This window comes from Roseateles sp. GW821-FHT09H11 (assembly GCF_059415845.1).
The window spans coordinates 422253-439281 of sequence record NZ_JBWKOA010000006.1 but is presented as its reverse complement, the minus strand read 5'-3'; the positions used below and the strand labels follow the sequence as shown (position 1 = coordinate 439281).

General features: G+C 70.2%; 16 protein-coding genes. 7 read left to right on the top strand and 9 right to left on the bottom strand.

What is annotated here, in order from left to right; all coding sequences use genetic code 11:
• Window positions 1–55: 55 nt before the first annotated feature.
• Both AC07PR_RS21560 and AC07PR_RS21555 read right to left on the bottom strand, forming a co-directional pair.
• Complete coding sequence (locus tag AC07PR_RS21560) at window positions 56–1600, bottom strand: methyl-accepting chemotaxis protein (RefSeq protein WP_377156685.1); 1545 nt, start codon at window positions 1598–1600, stop codon at window positions 56–58.
• Between the two features lie 202 nt (window positions 1601–1802).
• A complete protein-coding gene (locus AC07PR_RS21555; RefSeq protein WP_483105483.1) occupies window positions 1803–2207 on the bottom strand; it encodes a 2Fe-2S iron-sulfur cluster-binding protein in 405 nt (134 codons plus the stop codon).
• Window positions 2208–2240: 33 nt separating this feature from the next.
• Here AC07PR_RS21555 and AC07PR_RS21550 point away from each other — a divergent pair, with 33 nt between their 5' ends.
• From AC07PR_RS21550 to AC07PR_RS21530, 5 genes are all read left to right on the top strand, one after another.
• A complete protein-coding gene (locus AC07PR_RS21550; RefSeq protein WP_495136509.1) occupies window positions 2241–4241 on the top strand; it encodes a M3 family metallopeptidase in 2001 nt (666 codons plus the stop codon).
• A gap of 7 nt (window positions 4242–4248) precedes the next feature.
• Entirely contained in the window at window positions 4249–4812 is a 564-nt protein-coding gene (locus AC07PR_RS21545) for a YgjP-like metallopeptidase domain-containing protein (protein ID WP_495136508.1), read from the top strand.
• A gap of 94 nt (window positions 4813–4906) precedes the next feature.
• Window positions 4907–5989: a tRNA dihydrouridine synthase gene (locus AC07PR_RS21540; protein ID WP_495136507.1), complete on the top strand. Its 1083-nt coding sequence runs from the start codon at window positions 4907–4909 to the stop codon at window positions 5987–5989.
• Window positions 5986–8295, top strand: a complete 2310-nt coding sequence (locus tag AC07PR_RS21535) for an alpha/beta fold hydrolase (protein ID WP_495136506.1) — start codon at window positions 5986–5988, stop codon at window positions 8293–8295. Before AC07PR_RS21540 ends, AC07PR_RS21535 begins: the two co-directional genes overlap by 4 nt.
• A 30-nt stretch (window positions 8296–8325) precedes the next feature.
• On the top strand, window positions 8326–8670 hold the full coding sequence (locus tag AC07PR_RS21530; protein WP_495136505.1) for a translation initiation factor Sui1: 345 nt from the start codon (window positions 8326–8328) through the stop codon (window positions 8668–8670).
• A 4-nt stretch (window positions 8671–8674) separates the two neighbouring features.
• Here AC07PR_RS21530 and AC07PR_RS21525 read toward each other — a convergent pair whose 3' ends face one another.
• The 3 genes from AC07PR_RS21525 to AC07PR_RS21515 all read right to left on the bottom strand — a co-directional run bounded on the left by AC07PR_RS21525 (window position 8675) and on the right by AC07PR_RS21515 (window position 11407).
• A complete protein-coding gene (locus AC07PR_RS21525) occupies window positions 8675–9592 on the bottom strand; it encodes an antitoxin (RefSeq protein ID WP_495136504.1) in 918 nt (305 codons plus the stop codon).
• A 17-nt stretch (window positions 9593–9609) separates the two neighbouring features.
• Window positions 9610–10680 (bottom strand): type IV toxin-antitoxin system AbiEi family antitoxin, encoded by a 1071-nt coding sequence (locus tag AC07PR_RS21520; RefSeq protein WP_495136503.1) that lies wholly within the window; start codon window positions 10678–10680, stop codon window positions 9610–9612.
• Window positions 10681–10747: 67 nt separating this feature from the next.
• Window positions 10748–11407, bottom strand: a complete 660-nt coding sequence (locus AC07PR_RS21515) for a class I SAM-dependent methyltransferase (protein WP_495136502.1) — start codon at window positions 11405–11407, stop codon at window positions 10748–10750.
• 231 nt (window positions 11408–11638) lie between these two features.
• Here AC07PR_RS21515 and AC07PR_RS21510 point away from each other — a divergent pair, with 231 nt between their 5' ends.
• Window positions 11639–11905, top strand: a complete 267-nt coding sequence (locus AC07PR_RS21510; protein WP_377156671.1) for a hypothetical protein — start codon at window positions 11639–11641, stop codon at window positions 11903–11905.
• Window positions 11906–11980: 75 nt separating this feature from the next.
• Here the strand turns inward: AC07PR_RS21510 and AC07PR_RS21505 are convergent, their stop codons facing one another.
• Complete coding sequence (locus tag AC07PR_RS21505) at window positions 11981–12484, bottom strand: DinB family protein (RefSeq protein WP_495136556.1); 504 nt, start codon at window positions 12482–12484, stop codon at window positions 11981–11983.
• Window positions 12485–12653: 169 nt separating this feature from the next.
• Here AC07PR_RS21505 and AC07PR_RS21500 point away from each other — a divergent pair, with 169 nt between their 5' ends.
• The gene (locus AC07PR_RS21500; RefSeq protein WP_377156667.1) at window positions 12654–12899 is read left to right on the top strand and encodes a DUF3297 family protein; all 246 of its coding nucleotides are present in this window, start codon (window positions 12654–12656) and stop codon (window positions 12897–12899) included.
• 3 nt (window positions 12900–12902) lie between these two features.
• On the opposite strand, the gene AC07PR_RS21495 is transcribed toward AC07PR_RS21500, so the two are convergent.
• The 3 genes from AC07PR_RS21495 to AC07PR_RS21485 form a co-directional block, all read right to left on the bottom strand.
• Window positions 12903–14321 (bottom strand): sensor histidine kinase, encoded by a 1419-nt coding sequence (locus AC07PR_RS21495; RefSeq protein WP_495136501.1) that lies wholly within the window; start codon window positions 14319–14321, stop codon window positions 12903–12905.
• Window positions 14318–15667, bottom strand: a complete 1350-nt coding sequence (locus AC07PR_RS21490) for a sigma-54-dependent transcriptional regulator (RefSeq protein WP_495136500.1) — start codon at window positions 15665–15667, stop codon at window positions 14318–14320. The genes AC07PR_RS21495 and AC07PR_RS21490 overlap by 4 nt, the downstream gene beginning before the upstream one ends.
• Before the next feature lie 106 nt (window positions 15668–15773).
• Window positions 15774–17006 (bottom strand): ABC transporter permease, encoded by a 1233-nt coding sequence (locus AC07PR_RS21485; protein WP_495136499.1) that lies wholly within the window; start codon window positions 17004–17006, stop codon window positions 15774–15776.
• Between the last annotated feature and the right edge of the window lie 23 nt (window positions 17007–17029).

Genomic DNA, 17029 nt, shown 5'->3' with positions numbered 1-17029 from the left:
CGCCCCCTGCGCCGCGGAGAGCCCGCGCTTGGCTAAGCGCAGGTTCTCAAGAGTGTCAGCCGAGCTTGAAGCTCGAGACGGTATCGACGAGCTGCGCCGACTGATCCTTGAGCGACTCCGCGGCGGCGGCCGATTCCTCGACCAATGCCGCGTTCTGCTGCGTCATCTGGTCGAGCTGGCGCACGGCTTGCCCGATTTCCCCGAGGGTCAACGACTGCGCCGCGCTGGACGCGGAGATCTCGCCGATGACGCGGGTGACGCGTTCGACGCTGGTGACGATCTCGCGCATGGTGGCGCCGGTTTCGCCGACCAGGCGGGAGCCGCCGTCCACGCGTTCGACCGATGCCGAGATCAGCGACTTGATCTCCTTGGCGGCTTCCGCGCTGCGCTGCGCCAGCGAGCGCACTTCGCTCGCCACGACCGCGAAGCCGCGGCCCTGTTCGCCGGCGCGGGCCGCTTCCACGGCGGCGTTCAGGGCGAGGATGTTGGTCTGGAACGCGATCCCGTCGATCACGCCGATGATGTCGGCGATCTTGTTGGACGACTGCTGGATCTCGTTCATCGTCGCGACGACCTGCTCGACCATCGCGCCGCCGCGGCCGGCGACCTGCGAGGCCGTCTGCGCCAGGGCATCGGCTTCACGCGCCGATTCGGCGTTCAGCTTCACACCTTCACCAAGCTGCGCCATCGCGGCGCCGGTTTCTTCCAGGCTGCTCGCGGCCTGCTCGGTCCGGTTGGACAGGTCGGCGTTGCCGGTGGCGATCTCGGAGGACGCGTGGCGGACCTGGTCGGCGGACGAGCGCACGCTGGCGATGGTGCTGGCCAGGCGCTGCTGCATCTCCTGCAGCGAGCGGCGCAATGCGGCGACCTCGTCGGTACCGTCCACGTCAGGGCCGCGGCGGCTCAGGTCGCCTTCGGCGATGGCCCGGCTCAGCGACTGCGCCTCGGCCAGCGGCTCGGTTACCGAGCGCGTGATCACCAGCGCGATGCCCACGCCCAGCACGATCGCCACCGTCATCAGCGCGATGACCAGGTTGCGGGTGCTTTCGGCCTCGGCCTGCGCTTCCTTGCGCGCGGCCTGCAGCAGGTCGCGGGTGTGCTCGGCGAACTTGTCGATCGCGGCCAGGTAGTCGTTCATCGCCGGGATCAGCTGCGACGCGGCGATCGGCTTCACGTCGCCGCCGCCTTCCTTGACCTTGATGGCCGCCTCGCGGGCGTCCTGGTACTTCTTGCGGGCCGCGCCGATCTCGTCGATCAGCCGCGCGCCTTCCTTCTCGGTGATGCTGTCGTCCAGCTCCTTCTGGATCTTGTCGATCCGCGCCGACAGCTCCTTCGAGCGCGAGGTGAAGGCCTTGACGAAGTTCTCGTCGTCGACGACCAGCTGCACGATGCGGCGCTGGATGTTGCCTTCGGTCAGGCCCGACCACTGGCGCGAGATCTCCAGCGTGTGCATGTCGACCTCGACCAGGCGCTCGATGCGCTGGTGCAGCATCGACACCCGGATCACGCCCACCGCCGAGGCCACCGCCATCAGCACGATCACCAGCGCGAAGCCGGCCAGCACGCGGCTGCGCAGCCGCCAACGATTCAGGTTCAACATTCCCACAGTCCTTCTTGTTCGCCCGACGTCCCCCGGGAAGGCCGTCGTGTCGTTGCCGACAGGTTTGACAGATGGCGCGATGCTGCCTGCTGGGGGTGAAAACTGATCGATGGATTAGCGGGGTGGCCCGTGAACAAAAGCGCGGAAGGCGATGTCGTGAACCCGCGTGTGGGTGAATCGCCGCAGCTTGTGCGAAATGCGTTCAGCGCCGAGGACCCGGCCCGGGCGGCGGCGGGACGTCGAAGAGGTTGATCGTCTGCGGCTGGTCCATCACCAGGTCCGAGCGCGCGCAGGCGACGCAGGGCAGGATCCAGCCCTCGTCCTTCTCCTCCCGGGACAGGCCGGGCCACTCGATGCGGTACTCGACGCGGCCCGACGCCAGCTTCGCGATGCAGGCGCGGCAGGTGCCGTTGCGGCAGGAGTGCGGCAGGCGCAGGCCATGGTCGAGCGCCGCCAGCAGCAGCGTCTGGTCCTCGGGCGCGTCGAAGCGCCAGCCCTGGGGATGGAGCTCGACGGCGTGGACGGCCGGCGAGGCTGGGGCGGACGGGGCGTGCGAGGGCGGGGAGGGCGCGCCGGAGTCCTCGGCGGCGTCATGGGCGTGATCCATGGTCGCCATCATGCCGTGCGCTAAGCTTGCCCGATGCCTCACGTCACGACTTCCACCCCGGTGGACGGCGGGCCCACCGCCCAGGCCGCCCAGGCCGTCCCAGCCGCCCAGGCCTTCTTCGACCAGCTCAACCGCGATTACGTCGCGGTCCACAAGCGCAAGGAAGACCTGTTCTGGGCCACCTACATGGCCACCAGCGACGACCATGAGGGCTTCGGCCGCGCCGAGACCGACTACAAGGCCTTCATCTCCGATCCGGAGAAGCTGGGCGCGACGCGCGCGCACCTGGCCGCCGTCGAGGCCGCGTTGGAAGCCGCGCCGGGCGGCTCTGCCTCGGGCCCCGATGCGGAGGCGCGTCAGGCGCTGGCCCACGGCCTGCGCGGCTGGCTGGGTCTGTTCGAGGCCAACATCGTCGACAACGACGAAGGCCGACGCCTGATGGCCGAGCTGATCGAGGCCGAGCGCCTGCTCTTCGCCAAGCGCAAGGACTTCGCGCCGACGCACGTCAACGACCGCGGCGAGACCGAGGCCGCCACGCTGACGATGCTGTCGACCAATGCGGCCACCAACCCGGACGAATCGCGTCGCCGCAGTTCCTACGAGGCGCTGCACGGCCTCGAGCGCTGGGTGCTGGAGAACGGCTTCCTGGAGATCGTCGCGCTGCGCAACCGGCTGGCGCGCGCGCTGGGCTTCCCGGACTACTTCGAGATGAAGCTGCGCAAGAACGAGCGCATGACGAAGGCGGAGCTGTTCGGCGTGCTCGACGACTTCGTCGCCCGCACCGAGGCCGCGCAGAAGCGCGCGCATGACGCGCTCGTCGCGAAGCACGGCCCGGACGCGCTGGCGCCCTGGAACCTGCGCTTCCACAGCGCCGGCGACGTGACCCGCCGGATGGACCCGTACATGCCCTTCGGTCCGGCGCTGCGGCGCTGGGTGCGGAGCTTCCGCCGGCTGGGCATCCAGTATCGCGGCGCGACGATGCGCCTGGACCTGCTGCAGCGCCCCGGCAAGTACCAGAACGGCTTCTGCCACGGCCCGCTGCCGACGTGGTTCGACGAGCAGGGCCGCTGGCACGCCGGCGAGATCAACTTCACCGCCGAGGCCAAGCCCGACCAGGTCGGCAGCGGCGCGCGGGCGATGCTGACGCTGTTCCACGAGGGCGGCCACGCGGCCCACTTCGCCAACGTGACGCAGAACTCGCCGTGCTTCTCTCAGGAGTTCGCGCCGACCTCGATGGCCTACGCTGAGACGCAGTCGATGTTCTGCGACAGCCTGCTCGGCGACGCGGACTGGCTCAAGCGCTACGCGCGCACCGTCGACGGGCAGGCGATCCCCGACGAGCTGATCCACGACCGCATCGCCTCGGCGCAGCCGATGCGGGCCTTCGACGAACGCGCGATCGCCGTGGTGCCGTACTTCGAGGCGGCGCTGTACGCGATGTCCGACGAGGAGCGCACGCCCGAGGCCGTGCTCGCGCTGGCGCGCACGATGGAGCGCCGCATCCAGGGCGTCGATCGCGCGCCGCGGCCGATCCTCGCGATCCCGCACCTGCTGAACCAGGAGTCGGCGGCGTCGTATCAGGGCTATCTGCTCGCGCACATGGCGGTCTACCAGACCCGGGCCTTCTTCCTGCAGCGCGACGGTTATCTCACCGACAACCCGGCGATCGGGCCGGCGCTCGCGCAGGCCTACTGGGCGCCGGGCAACAGCCTGTCCCACGACGCGACGCTGCGCCGGCTGACCGGCGAGGGCTTCACGGCCCGCTATCTGGCCGAGGCCTGCGACGAGACCGTCGAGCAGGCCTGGGCGAAGGCGCAGGACCTGCTGGCCGCGTCCGAGCGCCGCGGCGAGCGCGCCGACGAGGGCCCGCCGCTGGACGCGCATGTCCGCGTGGTCCATGGCGCGGAACTGCTGGCCGACAACGGCGACGGCGGCGCGTCGGCGGAGCAGGCGATGTTCGAGCGCTTCGAGCACTGGATCAGCGCGAACTACGCGACGCCGCCGGCGCCAGTGGCGGCCGCTGCGGCGCACTGACCGCGTCGTGAAGTACCTGCAGGGCTATTCGCCGGCGCTGGTCGCGCAGGCGCAGCAGATGCTGGACGCGGGCGAGCTCGGCCCGTTGCTGGCGCGCAAGTACCCGGAGCCGCACGAGGTCCGCAGCGACAAGGCGCTGTTCGACTACACCCAGGACCTGAAGCAGCGCTTCATGCGCAACGCAGGGCCGCTGGCGCTCGTCGCCTACGACGCCAAGCTCAAGGTCATCCAGCACGCGCTGGGCACGCACACGCGGCAGGCCGTGGTGCACGGCAACCGGCTCAAGACGCGGCGCGAGATCCGCGTCGCGACGCTGTTCCGCGAGGCGCCGGCGGAGTTCCTGAAGATGATCGTCGTGCATGAGCTCGCGCATCTGAAGGAGCTGGAGCACGACAAGGCGTTCTATTCGCTGTGCCACCACATGGAGCCGGCCTACTCGCAGCTGGAGTTCGACGTGCGCCTGTGGCTGAGCGTGCGCGATCGCGAGGAGAAGCTGGCGAAGGCCGGCACGGCTCCGGTCGCGGGTGCGGGCGCCGAGCCGGCCGAACAGTCCGGGAAGTCCCTGGAATAGGCGCTTCCGCTATGCTCCCGGTCTTTCCAGACCGCCGACCCGCGGCGCCACGAGCGCGGCGGGCTTCCTGCCTCCAATGATTCTGCTGGCGCCCATGGAGGGCCTGCTGGACCACATGCTGCGCGACACGTTGACCCGTGTCGGCGGCGTGGACCGCTGTGTCTCCGAGTTCATCCGCATCACCGACCGGCTGCTGCCGCGCCGCGTGTTCACGCGCATCGTGCCGGAGCTGCTCCACGGCGGACGCACGCACGCCGGCGTGCCGGTGCGGGCACAGTTGCTCGGCTCGGACCCCCAATGCCTGGCGGAGAACGCCGCGCGGCTCGCGGAGCTCGACCCCGAGGGCATCGACCTGAACTTCGGCTGCCCGGCCAAGACGGTGAACCGGCATCGCGGCGGCGCGGTGCTGCTCGACGAGCCGGAGCTGGTCGGCGAGATCGTCGCCGCCGTGCGCCGCGCGGTGCCGGCGCACCTGCCGGTGTCGGCCAAGATGCGGCTCGGCAACGAGGACCGCGGCCGCATGCTCGATTGCGCCCGCGCGATCGAGGCTGCCGGCGCATCGGAGCTGGTCGTGCACGGCCGCACCAAGCGCGACGGCTATAAGCCGCCGGCCTACTGGGACCAGATCGCCGTGCTGCGCGAAGCCGTCGGCATCGAGGTCGTCGCCAACGGCGAGGTGTGGACCGTCGAGGACGCGCTGCGCTGCCTGCAGGAGTCCGGCTGCACCTCGCTGATGCTGGGGCGCGGCATGGTGGCCGATCCCGGACTGGCGTTGGCGGTGCGCGCGGCGCTTGGCCACGCGTCCGGCGCCGCCGCGCTGCCCTGGTCGGACGTGATCCCGCTGATGGAGAGATTCTTCGCCCAGGTGCGCCGCAACGTGGCGACGCGCCACCAGGCCGGCCGCCTCAAGCAGTGGCTGCATTACCTGCGCCGCCGTTATCCCGAGGCGGAAGACACCTACCAGCGCGTGCGTACGATCAACGCGCCGGACGTGCTGGCCATGACGCTGTTCGGCCGTCCGCTCGATCCGACGGCGCCGCCGCCCGATACGGAGGAGGACGACCTCGTCGACGCCTTCAGCGCCTGCGAGGCCGATGAGCGCGCTCCGGACGAGCGCGCCGCAGACCTCTCCGATCCCGATCAACAACAAGACAGCGACTCGCTGATCGCCGCATGACCGCTTACCGCCTGACCTCGCGCCTGCTGGCGCTCGCCGCCGCATTGGCGCCGGTGTTCGCCGGGGCCGCGACGGCCGCCCCGACCGCTTCTTCCTCCGCCAAGGACGTCGTCCCGCTGACGCTGGAACGTGTCTTCGGCGATCCGCCGTTGCAGGGGCGTCTGGTGCGCCAGGCCGAGATCTCGCCGGACGGCGCGTGGGTCAGCTACCTGCGCCCGTCGGAGACCGACAGCGAGCAGCTCGAACTCTGGGCGCAGCCGGCGGCCGGCGGCGCGCCGCGCAAGCTGGTCTCGGCGGCGGACGTGCTCGGCGGTCGCAGCCAGCAACTGACCGAGGCCGAGCGCATGGCGCTGGAGCGCAAGCGGATCTCGCAGGGCGGCATCACCGGCTATCAGTGGTGCGGTCCGTCGGGCAAGGCGCTGCTGTTCCCGCTGTCGGGCGACCTGTACCTGGTGCGTCTCGGCGACCAGGGGCCGACGGCGCAGCGCCTCACCAACGACGAGCAGGTGCCGGAGCAGGATCCGACCTGCTCGCCCGACGGCAGCCGCATCGCCTACGTGAAGGGCGGCGAGCTGTGGGTGCAGGCGCTGGACGGTGACGGCGCCGCGCGCGCGCTGACGAAGGGCGCGACGGAGACGCGTTTCTGGGGGTTGGCTGAATTCATCGCGGCGGAGGAACTCAGTCGACAGCGCGGCTACTGGTGGTCTCCGGACGGCAAACAACTGCTGGCGCTGAACGTCGACGAGCGCGATGTGCCGGTGAAGACGCGGGCGCAGATCTTCTCCGACCGCACGACGATGACGCAGCAGCGCTACCCGGGCGCCGGCGAGAACAACGCCCGTGTCACCGCGTGGACGCTGCAGGTGTCGGACGGCCGCATGACGCCGCTGCCGCTGCCTTCGGACGCCGAATACATCGCCCGCGCCGGCTGGTTCGGCGACGGCACGCCGTGGCTGCAGACGCTGACGCGCGACCAGCACAAGCTGGCGCTGACCGAATACGCGAACGGCGCCGGTCCGGGCCGCACCGTGATCGATGAACGCGATCCGGCCTGGGTCGAAGTGCACGACGACCTGCAGGAGATCGACGGGCTGACCCTGTCGGGTCAGCCGGCGCTGCTGTGGTCGAGCGAGTCCTCGGGCCGCCGGCAACTGGTGCTGGTGGACCGCCGCACCGGCGAGCGCCGGCCGCTGACGAACGAGCCCGAGCCGGTCGCGCACCGCGTGTGCAGCGACGGCAAGACGGTGGTCTACGCGGCGGCGCGCGATCGCGGCCGCTCGCGCGAGCTGTTTGCGATCGACCTGAACGGCACGAGCCGCCCGCTGGATGGCGCGCAGCCGCGTCAGTGGCGGGACGCCCGCGGCGACGGAGACTGCGCGCGGGTGCTGGTCACGCGTGGCGCGTGGGGCGAGCCGCCCGCGCTGTCGCTGCAGTCGGTGAAGGCCGGCGCGAAGCCGTTGTCGCTGCCGGGCGATGCGCCTGACGCGCTGCTGGCGCGCATCGTGCCGAAGCCGGCGGTGGTCGACGTCACCGCCGCCGACGGCCGCACGCCGCTGAACGCGCTGTACTTCGCGCCGCTGGACGGCAAGCCCGGTCCGCATCCGGTGATCACGATGGCCTACGGCGGGCCGGGCACCTCGACGACCAATTGGAACTGGAGCCGCGACACGGCGCTGATCGCCTACTGGCAGCGGCGCGGCTACGGCGTGTTCACGCTGGACACGCGCGGCATGCAGAACCGCGACCGCGAGTTCACGCGCGCGCATCGCCTGGCCTTCGGCGCCGTCGACGTGAACGACCTGTTCGCCGCGGTGCGTCAGCTGCCGAGGCAGGTGGCGGGCGTGGACCCGACGCGGATCGGCTTCTTCGGCTGGTCCTACGGCGGCTTCCTGGCGGAACGCGCGATGCTGGACGCCGACACGCCGCTGGCGTCGGCGGTGGCGGTCGCTCCGCCGACGGACTGGACGCTCTACGACACGGCCTACACCGAGCGCTACCTCGGCATGCCGCAGGACGGCAAGGACGGCAAGGACGGCAAGGACGGCCAAAGCGACGCCTACCGCCAGTCCAACCTGGTGATGCGCGCGAAGCTGCTGACCAAGCCGCTGCTGATCGTGCACGGCACGGCGGACGACAACGTGCTGTTCGAGCACACGCTGCGCCTGACCGAGGCGCTGCAGAACGAGGCGCGGCCGTTCGAGCTGATGATCTACCCGGGCAAGGCGCACGGCATCGCGGGGCGCAGCGCGAAGCTGCACCTGTACCGCACGATCGACGCCTTCTTCGCGCGCACGCTGGCGCGCTGAGCGCGGGCCTCACGAGACAGGAGCGGAGCGATGGCGCTGGTGTATTCGACGAACGGCGGGCGCGTGTGCCCGGACTGCCGGCAGGCGCAGGCCGATTGCCGCTGCAAGGCGCAGGCGGCGAACGCGGTGCTGGGCGACGGCAAGGTGCGGGTGCGCCGCGAGACGGCGGGCCGCAAGGGCAAGGGCGTGACGGTGGTGCTCGGGCTGCCGATGACGGCGGCGGAGCTCACGGAGACGGCCAAGAAGCTGAAGGCCGCCTGCGGCAGCGGCGGCACCGTCAAGGACGGCGCGATCGAGATCCAGGGCGATCACCTGGACAAGGTGATGGCCTGGCTGACGACGGCGGGATTCGCGCCGAAGAAGGCGGGGGGCTGAGGCTTCAGGTGCTGCTGTCCGAGCCTGATCCACCGGCACGCCGGGTCGCGATCGCCTTCAGGAGTTCGGACACGATGTGGCTCGCCTCCCGCTGCCGCAGCAGGCGGATTTCCTCGTCGTCCGGCCCGTCGCCCAACTCGAAACGGGCCGTCCCGACCGGACCGTCCTTGAGGTAACCCTCGACGCCGAGGTCATCCGCAAAATGCCGCGCCAGTAGCTGCAGCGCCTCCTCAATGGCCGCTGCGTGCCTGCCCGTCAGCGCGGGCATGAATGCGTCGGCCGCGACTTGGAGCGGACGGGCGTGTTCAAGGCAAAACACCAGATCGTGCGCATCCTTGCGCTCCCAGCGCTGGTGGAACGCGAATGCCTTGAGCGTCGTGAATGCCACGAGGTCGGCGTGCTTGAAGCGTTGCGTCACGATGCCGTTCCCGCCCAGCGTCTCGGCTGTGATCGTCGCTGTCTCGAAGTGGTCGAAGACGATCGATGAATGCGGCACGTTGAGCGCGCTGATGTTGCCCTCGGTGGGCAGCGCCTCGACACGCTTTTGCCCGGGCATGTCGGCCAGGAACTCCAGCCGCAGCAGCGTGCGGCCTGTCCGGACCTCCCACCGCCAGTTGATGCGCTGTTGCCGCTCGTTCAGTCCTCGTTCGAAGCCGAGCTTCTTGAGGTTGTCCTCGAGTGAGCGGTAGGCGTCGACCGTTGCAAGCAAGGCGGTCTCGACGACGACGTCGACATCCTGCGTGCCGGCGTGTTCCGGGACCTCCGGTGGATTGCGCTTGACGAGGTAGCGCGGCGTCAGCCCGCCGACCAGGACGACGGAATCGGCCCAAGGTCCAAGTCCGCGCATGAGGGTGACGAGCAGGCGCTCGCAATCGAGGGTGAGATCGGCCGCATAGGCGTCGGCCGTCTGAGGTTTGTTCACGGTGGAGGCTCCTTCGTTCAGAAGCCCAGCACCTGCTCCCGCAAGAATCGGCCGGCATCGGGTGCGCGACCCGGGGCGACCATCAGATCGACATAGGTCTGCACAGGCGAGGCGAGAAGGACTTCGTCCCTCCGCTGTACGAAGCGCAGTCCGGATGGTTCGACTTCGATCACATTCAGGTTCGAGCCCTGCTGCACTTCCCGCAAGCCGCATCGTGCGATGGCCCGCTCCAGCGCCGCAGGGGTCGCGCGCAGAGTCGCCACGCTCCATTGGGTCAGGTAGGGCGCATAGATCTGCGCCGCCGCTTCGCTCGTGATCGCATAGCCATCGGTGGAGTCGGCGTCCCCGGCGAAAGCGCTCGCGGCGAAACGCAGCAGATCCTCGCCTTTCTGCCCGGGTACGAAGAATCGATGGACGCGCCGATGACCCAGTTGGTCCTGCTCCTGTGTCACCCAGGCGTCGAGCAACGCGGGCGCCTTTGCCAACTTGCGAACCTTGGTCGGACCGCTGCCCTGCGTGTCGACCCACTCGTCTGACTCCAGGTGCGCCAGCAGCTTGGACACGCTCGCCGGCGAGATGCCGCTGGCCGCGGCCAGCTCGTTCACGGAGCACCATCGATCCGGCGCGAGCAACAAGGCATGGAGCACGGGCGTGCGTGCGGAGGAGAACAGCTTGAATCGAGAGGGTCGAACGGCGCCGAGGACCGGGCTGGGGTCGAGATCGACGATGACGTAGATGTCCTCAAAGGGGAGCCGCAACTTCCCATCGGCTGAGAAGCTGCCGGTCCCCGACTCGAGCAGCAGCTCCCGAGCGCCTGGCGAGATGAGATCTGCGACCACGACGACGTGCTGCCCCTTTTCGCGCCGGACGATGAGATCCCGGGCTTGTTGGGGATAGACCTTCGATTTCACGTCGACCAGCAAGGTCAACCTCCGCCCGGCCACATGGAGATCGATCAAGGCGTCGTGCCCCATGGCGTGAGCCGTAGCGCTGGGTTTCACGTGCGACACATGCGGCAGCTTGCCAAGCGCTTCGCCGAGCGCGACGAGCTGAGCGCGACTGCGGTTCGAAGGTCGAAGTGAAGCCATATTTCGTTTTTTGCCCTTATTTCGTCACGAGTAAATAAGGCTAGTATGCGAAATATTGACGTCGGATTCAAGCGCGATCGGCGGCGCGGAGTGTCAGCGTGTGCCAGCGCGTCCCTGTCGCGTTCAGCACCGCGTCGCTCACCGTGTGCGCGGCGAGTGAGAAACCTATGGTCGCCAGCAGCTCCGCCACGCACGCCGGCGCGTGATTCGCGAAGCTGCGGCCGTCGACGTCGCGGCCCTCGGCCAACGTGCCGTCGAGCTGCTCGGGCAGCGCCAGCAGCATCACCGCGCCCTCCGCGGCCTGCTGCCCGTCGGCTGAGCGCCGCAACATGGCGGCCAATGCGGACAGCGCGCCAGGGAGGTCGCCCGCGCCGACGTGCATGAGCACCGCGCTGCACACGACGCCATCGAATCCGTCCGGAGCCACATCGCCGAAGGGGCGTCCCAGGTCGGGCAGGGCGCCGTTGCGCAGACGGCCCGCCAGTTCCGGGAACTGCACGAGCGCGCGTTCGCGCATCTCTGCGCTCGGCTCGACGCCATAAGCGTCCAGTCCCACCGCCAGCATGCCGGCGACATCGCGCCCCGCGCCGGCGCCGACGTCGAGCACGCGGCTGCCGCGTGGCAGCGCCGCCTCGACGACGGGCAGCATCGCGCTGCGTCGCGACTCGGGCTGCGAGGCGAGGCGCCCGGCGTAGCGCCGGTAGAAGTCGTCGGTGCGAGGGTCCATGGATCCATGATGCCGCAGCTCCGCGCGAGCGTCGGGCAGGACGTCGGGCGGACGTCAGGCAGACGTCAGGCGATACCTGAAGCAGGACCTTGGGCGCATAGCGTCACGCGAGTGAGGGGGCGGGTTGGAAACAGTCGCGCGACTTGCGACGTTTGCACGCGCGGTGCTGGAGGCGGCGTCCTAATGTTGTCTCGTCCGGCCCCACCTCCCCGTGGGCCGCGGAGACCGTCCATGAGTCCTTCCCAGTTCGGTGCGCTCCAGCGCGAGTCAGGCTCCCGCAGCAATCACGCCCACGTCCATGGTCACGGCCATGGCCGCTACCTGCTGCGCTTCGAGTCGCTGTTCCACTCCGGCCGCGGCCTGTCCTTCCCGTGCGACGAGCGCGGCCAGGTCGCACTCGACCAGCTCAGCGAGCAGGCCCGCGAGAACTACCTCTTCGCCCGCGCCGTCGTCGGCCACGAGTACGCGACGCCGGTGGTCCAGCGCTGCGACGACTGAGTCCTTGACCGACGTCGACGCGCTCGGTGCGCCCGGTGCGCTCGATGCGCTCGGTAGACCCGGCCGACCAGGCGGTCAACGCGCCGTGAGTTGCGCCGCGTCGTACTGCCCCAGCACCCATTGCAGGCCCGCCAGGTGCTGCTGGTCGTGGCTGCACAGGTAGTGGATCAGCGACTTGAAGGTCAGCGGACCATACCCTTCGAAGCGAGCGCGACGCGCCAGTTGCTCCGGCGTGATCGACGCCAGCAGCGCCAGCGTCTCCTGGCGCGCCGCCGCGAAGGCGGCCAGAGCGGCCGCCGGATCGTCCTCCCCGTAGCGGCGCTCGCGCGCCAGCGCCTCGGTGTCCAGCGAGGGCAGCAGCGGGTCGTCTTCGCCCAGCGTGCGGCGGATGCGCTGCTGGTAGCCGTCGATCTCGATGTCCCGCACATGGCAGACCTGTTCGATCGCGGTGAGCGGTTCGCTCGGCACGCCGTCCCATGAGGACGGTGCCCAGTGCCGCGCTTCGACCGGGAAGAGCGCGAAGTGCGCCGCCAGTTGCGCGGGGAAGGCCGCCAGCGCGTCCAGCGTGACGGCGTCGATGGCGGAGCGGGATAAGGCCCCGGATGAGGCGCGGGAAGTGACGCCGGATGGAGCGAGGGATGAGGAGGGCATGGCGTTGGCTGTCATGCCGGCGATATTAGGGCGTCGGTCTGCGGGACAATGCCGCGTTTTCCGATTCCCTTAGAACGCCCCCGTGATGAGCGACACCATGAGCGACACCACCCGCCCCGAACTGCCCGACCACCTGTCCATCGACCCGCGCAGCCCGCATCACGTCGCCGCCGTGTTCGAGCACGACATCGGCATCCTCTTCAACGGCAAGGAACGCAAGGACGTCGAGGAATACTGCGTCTCCGAAGGCTGGATCCGCGTTCCCGCCGGACGCACGCTGGACCGCAAGGGTCAGCCGATGATGATCAAGCTCAAGGGCAAGGTCGAAGCGTTCTACAAGTGACGATCAGCTTCTCGGCCAGCTGATCGCCACCCACAGGCCGCCGCCTTCGCGGTTGCCCATCGCGATGCGGCCACCGTGCGCCTCGGCGATCTCGCGCGCGAGCGCCAGGCCCAGGCCGCTTCCGCTGCGCTTGGTCGAATAGAACGGCATCAGCGCCTGCGACAGCTGCGCCTCGGTCATCCCGGGGCCGCGGTCGCCGACCTCGATGCGCCAGTCCTCGCGCGCCGCGCCGACGCTCAGGCTCACGCCCTCCGGCGCGCTGCCGGACTCGTGCGCGTTCTTCAGCAGGTTGATCAGCGCCTGCTCCATCTGCGCCGCGTCGAAGCGCCCCGGCACCGCGGGCAGCCCGCCGATCAGCGCGAACGGGTAGTGCGCGCCCAGCGACTCGATGAAGGGCGACCACTCGACCGGCGCCAGCACGGGCGCCGGCAGCTTCGCGAAGCTGGCGTAGCCGGCCAGGAACTGGTGCAAGTGTTTCGCGCGGTCGCCGATGCTGGCGAAGACGCCGGGCACGCGCTCGTGCATGCCGCGCCGCGACAGCTCCGCACCGCTGTGCGCCAGCGACGAGATCGGCGCCAGCGAGTTGTTCAGCTCGTGGCTGATCACGCGGATCACGCGCTTCCAGCTCGCCACCTCCTGCCGCGACAGCTCCTTCGTCATGCGGCGCAGCAGGCGCAGGCGGTGCGGCTGCCCTTGCAGCCGGAAGTCGCGCATCGACAGGTGGTAGCGCTCCTCCTGCCCATCCTGCATGACGCTGAACAGCCCGTCCTGCGCGCCGGCGAAGGCCAGGCGGAGGTCTTCGGGCGCGTCGACCAGCAGTTCGTCGAGCCCGCGACCCGCCAGGCTGCGGCCCTGGTCCATCAACTGGCGCGCGGCGATGTTGGCGTAGGCGATGCGCTCGTTCGCGTCGGTCAGGAGCAGCGCCACCGGCGTGTTCTGCACCACCGTGTCCAGCAGCAGCTCGCGCTGCGCAAGGTGGCGCCGCTGCTCGCGCAGGGCCAGGCCCAGCTCGCTGTGCAGCCGCGTGAGGGTCGACAGCTCCGCCAGCCCGCCGGGAGGATCGGCGGCAATGCCGCTGCCGAACTCGCCGTCGCGGTAGCTGAGCACCGTGCTCTCCAGCGCCCGCAGCAGCCGCGCCAGCGGCATCAGCAGCAGGCTCGCCAGGCCCCAGACGATGGGGAGCATCAGCAGGAAGGTGAGTCCGACCGCGGCGGCGCTCCAGGTCGCCGGGGCTTCGTGGCCCAGGGACCGCAGCAGTTGAGGCACCGGCCACAGCGTCAGGGTCAGGTGGATGGAGACCGCCGCGACGGCCGCGGCGATCAGGCACAGCGCCAGCCGCATGTGCAGCGAGCGATGCCAGCTCGCGTGCCGGTTGGCGCGCCCCGTGGCGTGCCCGGTCGGGCCCGGCGGCGCCTCCTTCATCCGGCGTCCAGCCCATAGCGCTCCATGCGCCGGTACAGCGCCTGGCGCGACAACCCCAGCGACTGCGCCGCGCGGCTGACCACGCCCGACGCCGAGGCCAGCGCGGCCACCACGGCCTCGCGGCTGGGCTCGTCGAGGTTGCGCGAGGCCAGCGGCGAGGTCAGCGGCGAGAGGGCCGGCAGTGCCAGGTCTTGCTCTCCGATGACGCGGCCCGGCGCCAGCAGCGCGGCGCGCTCGATGGCGTTCTTCAGCTCGCGGACGTTGCCCGGCCAGGGATGCGCCATCAGTGCCTCGCGCGCGCCGTCGCTGAGCGTCGCGCGGCCGGCCAGGAAGTGTTCCGCCAGCGGCAGGATGTCGGCCACGCGCTCGGCCAGTCCCGGCAGGGCGACCTCGATCACGTTGAGCCGGTAGTAGAGGTCTTCGCGGAAGGTGCAGGCGCGCACCATCGCGCGCAGGTCCGCGTTGGTCGCGGAGATCACGCGCACCGTCGTCTGCCGCGTGCGGCTCGAGCCCAGGCGTTCGAAGCGCCCCGTCTCCAACACGCGCAGCAGCTTCACCTGGCCGGCCAGCGGCAGGTTGCCGATCTCGTCGAGGAAGAGCGTGCCCCCGTCGGCGGTCTCGAAGCGGCCCTCGCGGGCGCGCGCCGCGCCGGTGTAGGCGCCGCTCTCGGCGCCGAAGAGCTCGGCCTCGATCAGCTCGCCCGGCAGCGCGCCGCAGTTGATCGCGACGAAGGGACCGTCGGCCACCGCCGAATTGGCATGCACGATGGCCGCGACGCGTTCCTTGCCGCTGCCGTTCGGGCCGGTGACCAGCACCGGCGCCGCCGAGCGCGCGACCTGGCAGGCGAGCTCCAGGCAGCGCAGCAGCGCCGACGACTCGAACACCAGGCCGTCGAGCCGGTAGCGGCGGCGCAGCTCGTCGCGGCGCTGGCGCTGCTCGTGCCGGCTCTCGCGCAGCGCGCGGCCGTTCTCGGCCAGCTCCAGCAGGTTCTCGACCGTGGCCAGAAGCTTGGCATCGTCCCAGGGCTTGGCGAGATAGTCCGCCGCGCCGGCCTTCACCAGCGCCACCGCCTGCTCCAGTTGCGTCCAGGCGGTCAGCAGGATGATGGGCAGGTCGGGATGGCGTCCGCGCAGCTGCTGGAAGAGCTCGCGGCCTTCCTCGCCCGAGGTCGTGTCGGCGCTGAAGTTCATGTCCTGGATCACCAGGTCGACGCGGCGCTGCGCCAGCAGCGCCAGCCCCTCGGCCGGCGAGGCCGCGTAGAGCGCCTCGATGTCGTGCAGCGAGAGCAGCAGCGACAGCGCCTCGCCGACACCGGCGTGGTCATCGATGATCAGGACGGTTCTCATTGGAGGCGCAGCATATCAAGTGGAAACCGGCGCGAAGGGCCTCGCGCCGGTGAGGTTCCCGCGCTGAGCGAGGGAAGCGGAACGGCCGCGTGCGGGCCGTCGGTCGTCAGCCTCCGCGCAGCGCGGCCACCGGCGGCAGTGCCGCGGCCCGACGCGCCGGCGCGAACACCGCGATCTGCCCGAGCGCCCACAGCACCACCGCCCCGAGCGGCAGGTAGACGAGCGGCAGGCGCGGCAGCTCGTAGCTGCGCATCAGCAGCAGGCTGATGCCGTACGCGCCGATCATGCCGAGCACGATGCCGGCGGTGGACAGCAGCAGGTTCTCGGTCTGGAAGTAGCGCAGGATCTGGCCGCGCGTGGCACCCAGAGCGCGCCGCGTGCCGATCATCCGCGTGCGCTGCTGCACCCAGAAGCTGGCCAGTCCGACGATGCCGAAGGCGGTCACCACCAGCAGCCCGATGCAGACGCCGGCCAGCAGCTGGATCATCGAGCGGTCCTGGCGGTAGTAGTCGTTGCGCTGCTTGATGAAGGTCTCCTGCTCGCGGATGACGCGACGCAGGCCCGGGCTGTTGCCGAGCAGCTTCTCGCCCGCCGCCTTCAGCACGGCCTCGGGGTTGGCGCCGGGCGCGACACGGATCATGAAGGTGCCGCCGCGGAAACTCGGTTGCACCGGCATCAGCATCGTGTGCAGTGCGTTCTCGTCCTGCGAACCCGGGCTCGGCGAAGCCAGGTTCTCCACCACGCCGACGATGCGTTGCGGCTCGTTGCCGTAGACGTAGATCGCCTTGCCCAGCGCCGACTCGCCGGGGAACAGCCGCTCCGCCATGCGCTTGTTGATGATCGTCGCCGGCACGCGCGGGTCGGGGTTGGTGTCCAGGGTCGAGCCCAGCACGAATTCTTCAGGCTGGAAATCGCGTCCCTCCACCAGGCGCAGCCCCATCGTCGAGAGGAAGCCCGGTCCGGCCGTGTAGTGGCCGGCCACCACGCGGCTGGAGGTATTGCGGTCCGCGGTCAGGCGCACGCTGGAGTTGTTGGAGTTGCGGCCGAACGGGTACTGGTTGGTCAGGCTGGCCGACACCACGCCCGGGACCTGCCGCAGCGCGACGAGGTCGGCCTGCGTCTGCGGCTCGGGGTTCTCGACCCGGGCCATGCTGGAGAGGGAGAGCACCACCAGCGCGTCTTCCGCCATGCCGGTGGGGGCATAGATGCGTTCGATGCGCTGGGCGATCAGGAACAGGGCGTTGCAGACGATCGCGCAGGTCAGCGCGATCTGCAGCACGATGAGCCCGGCGGCGGTCTTGTGACGCTTCAGCGTCGAGAGGATGGGCAGGATGTCCATGGGGCGGTCTCCTTGACTCGTCG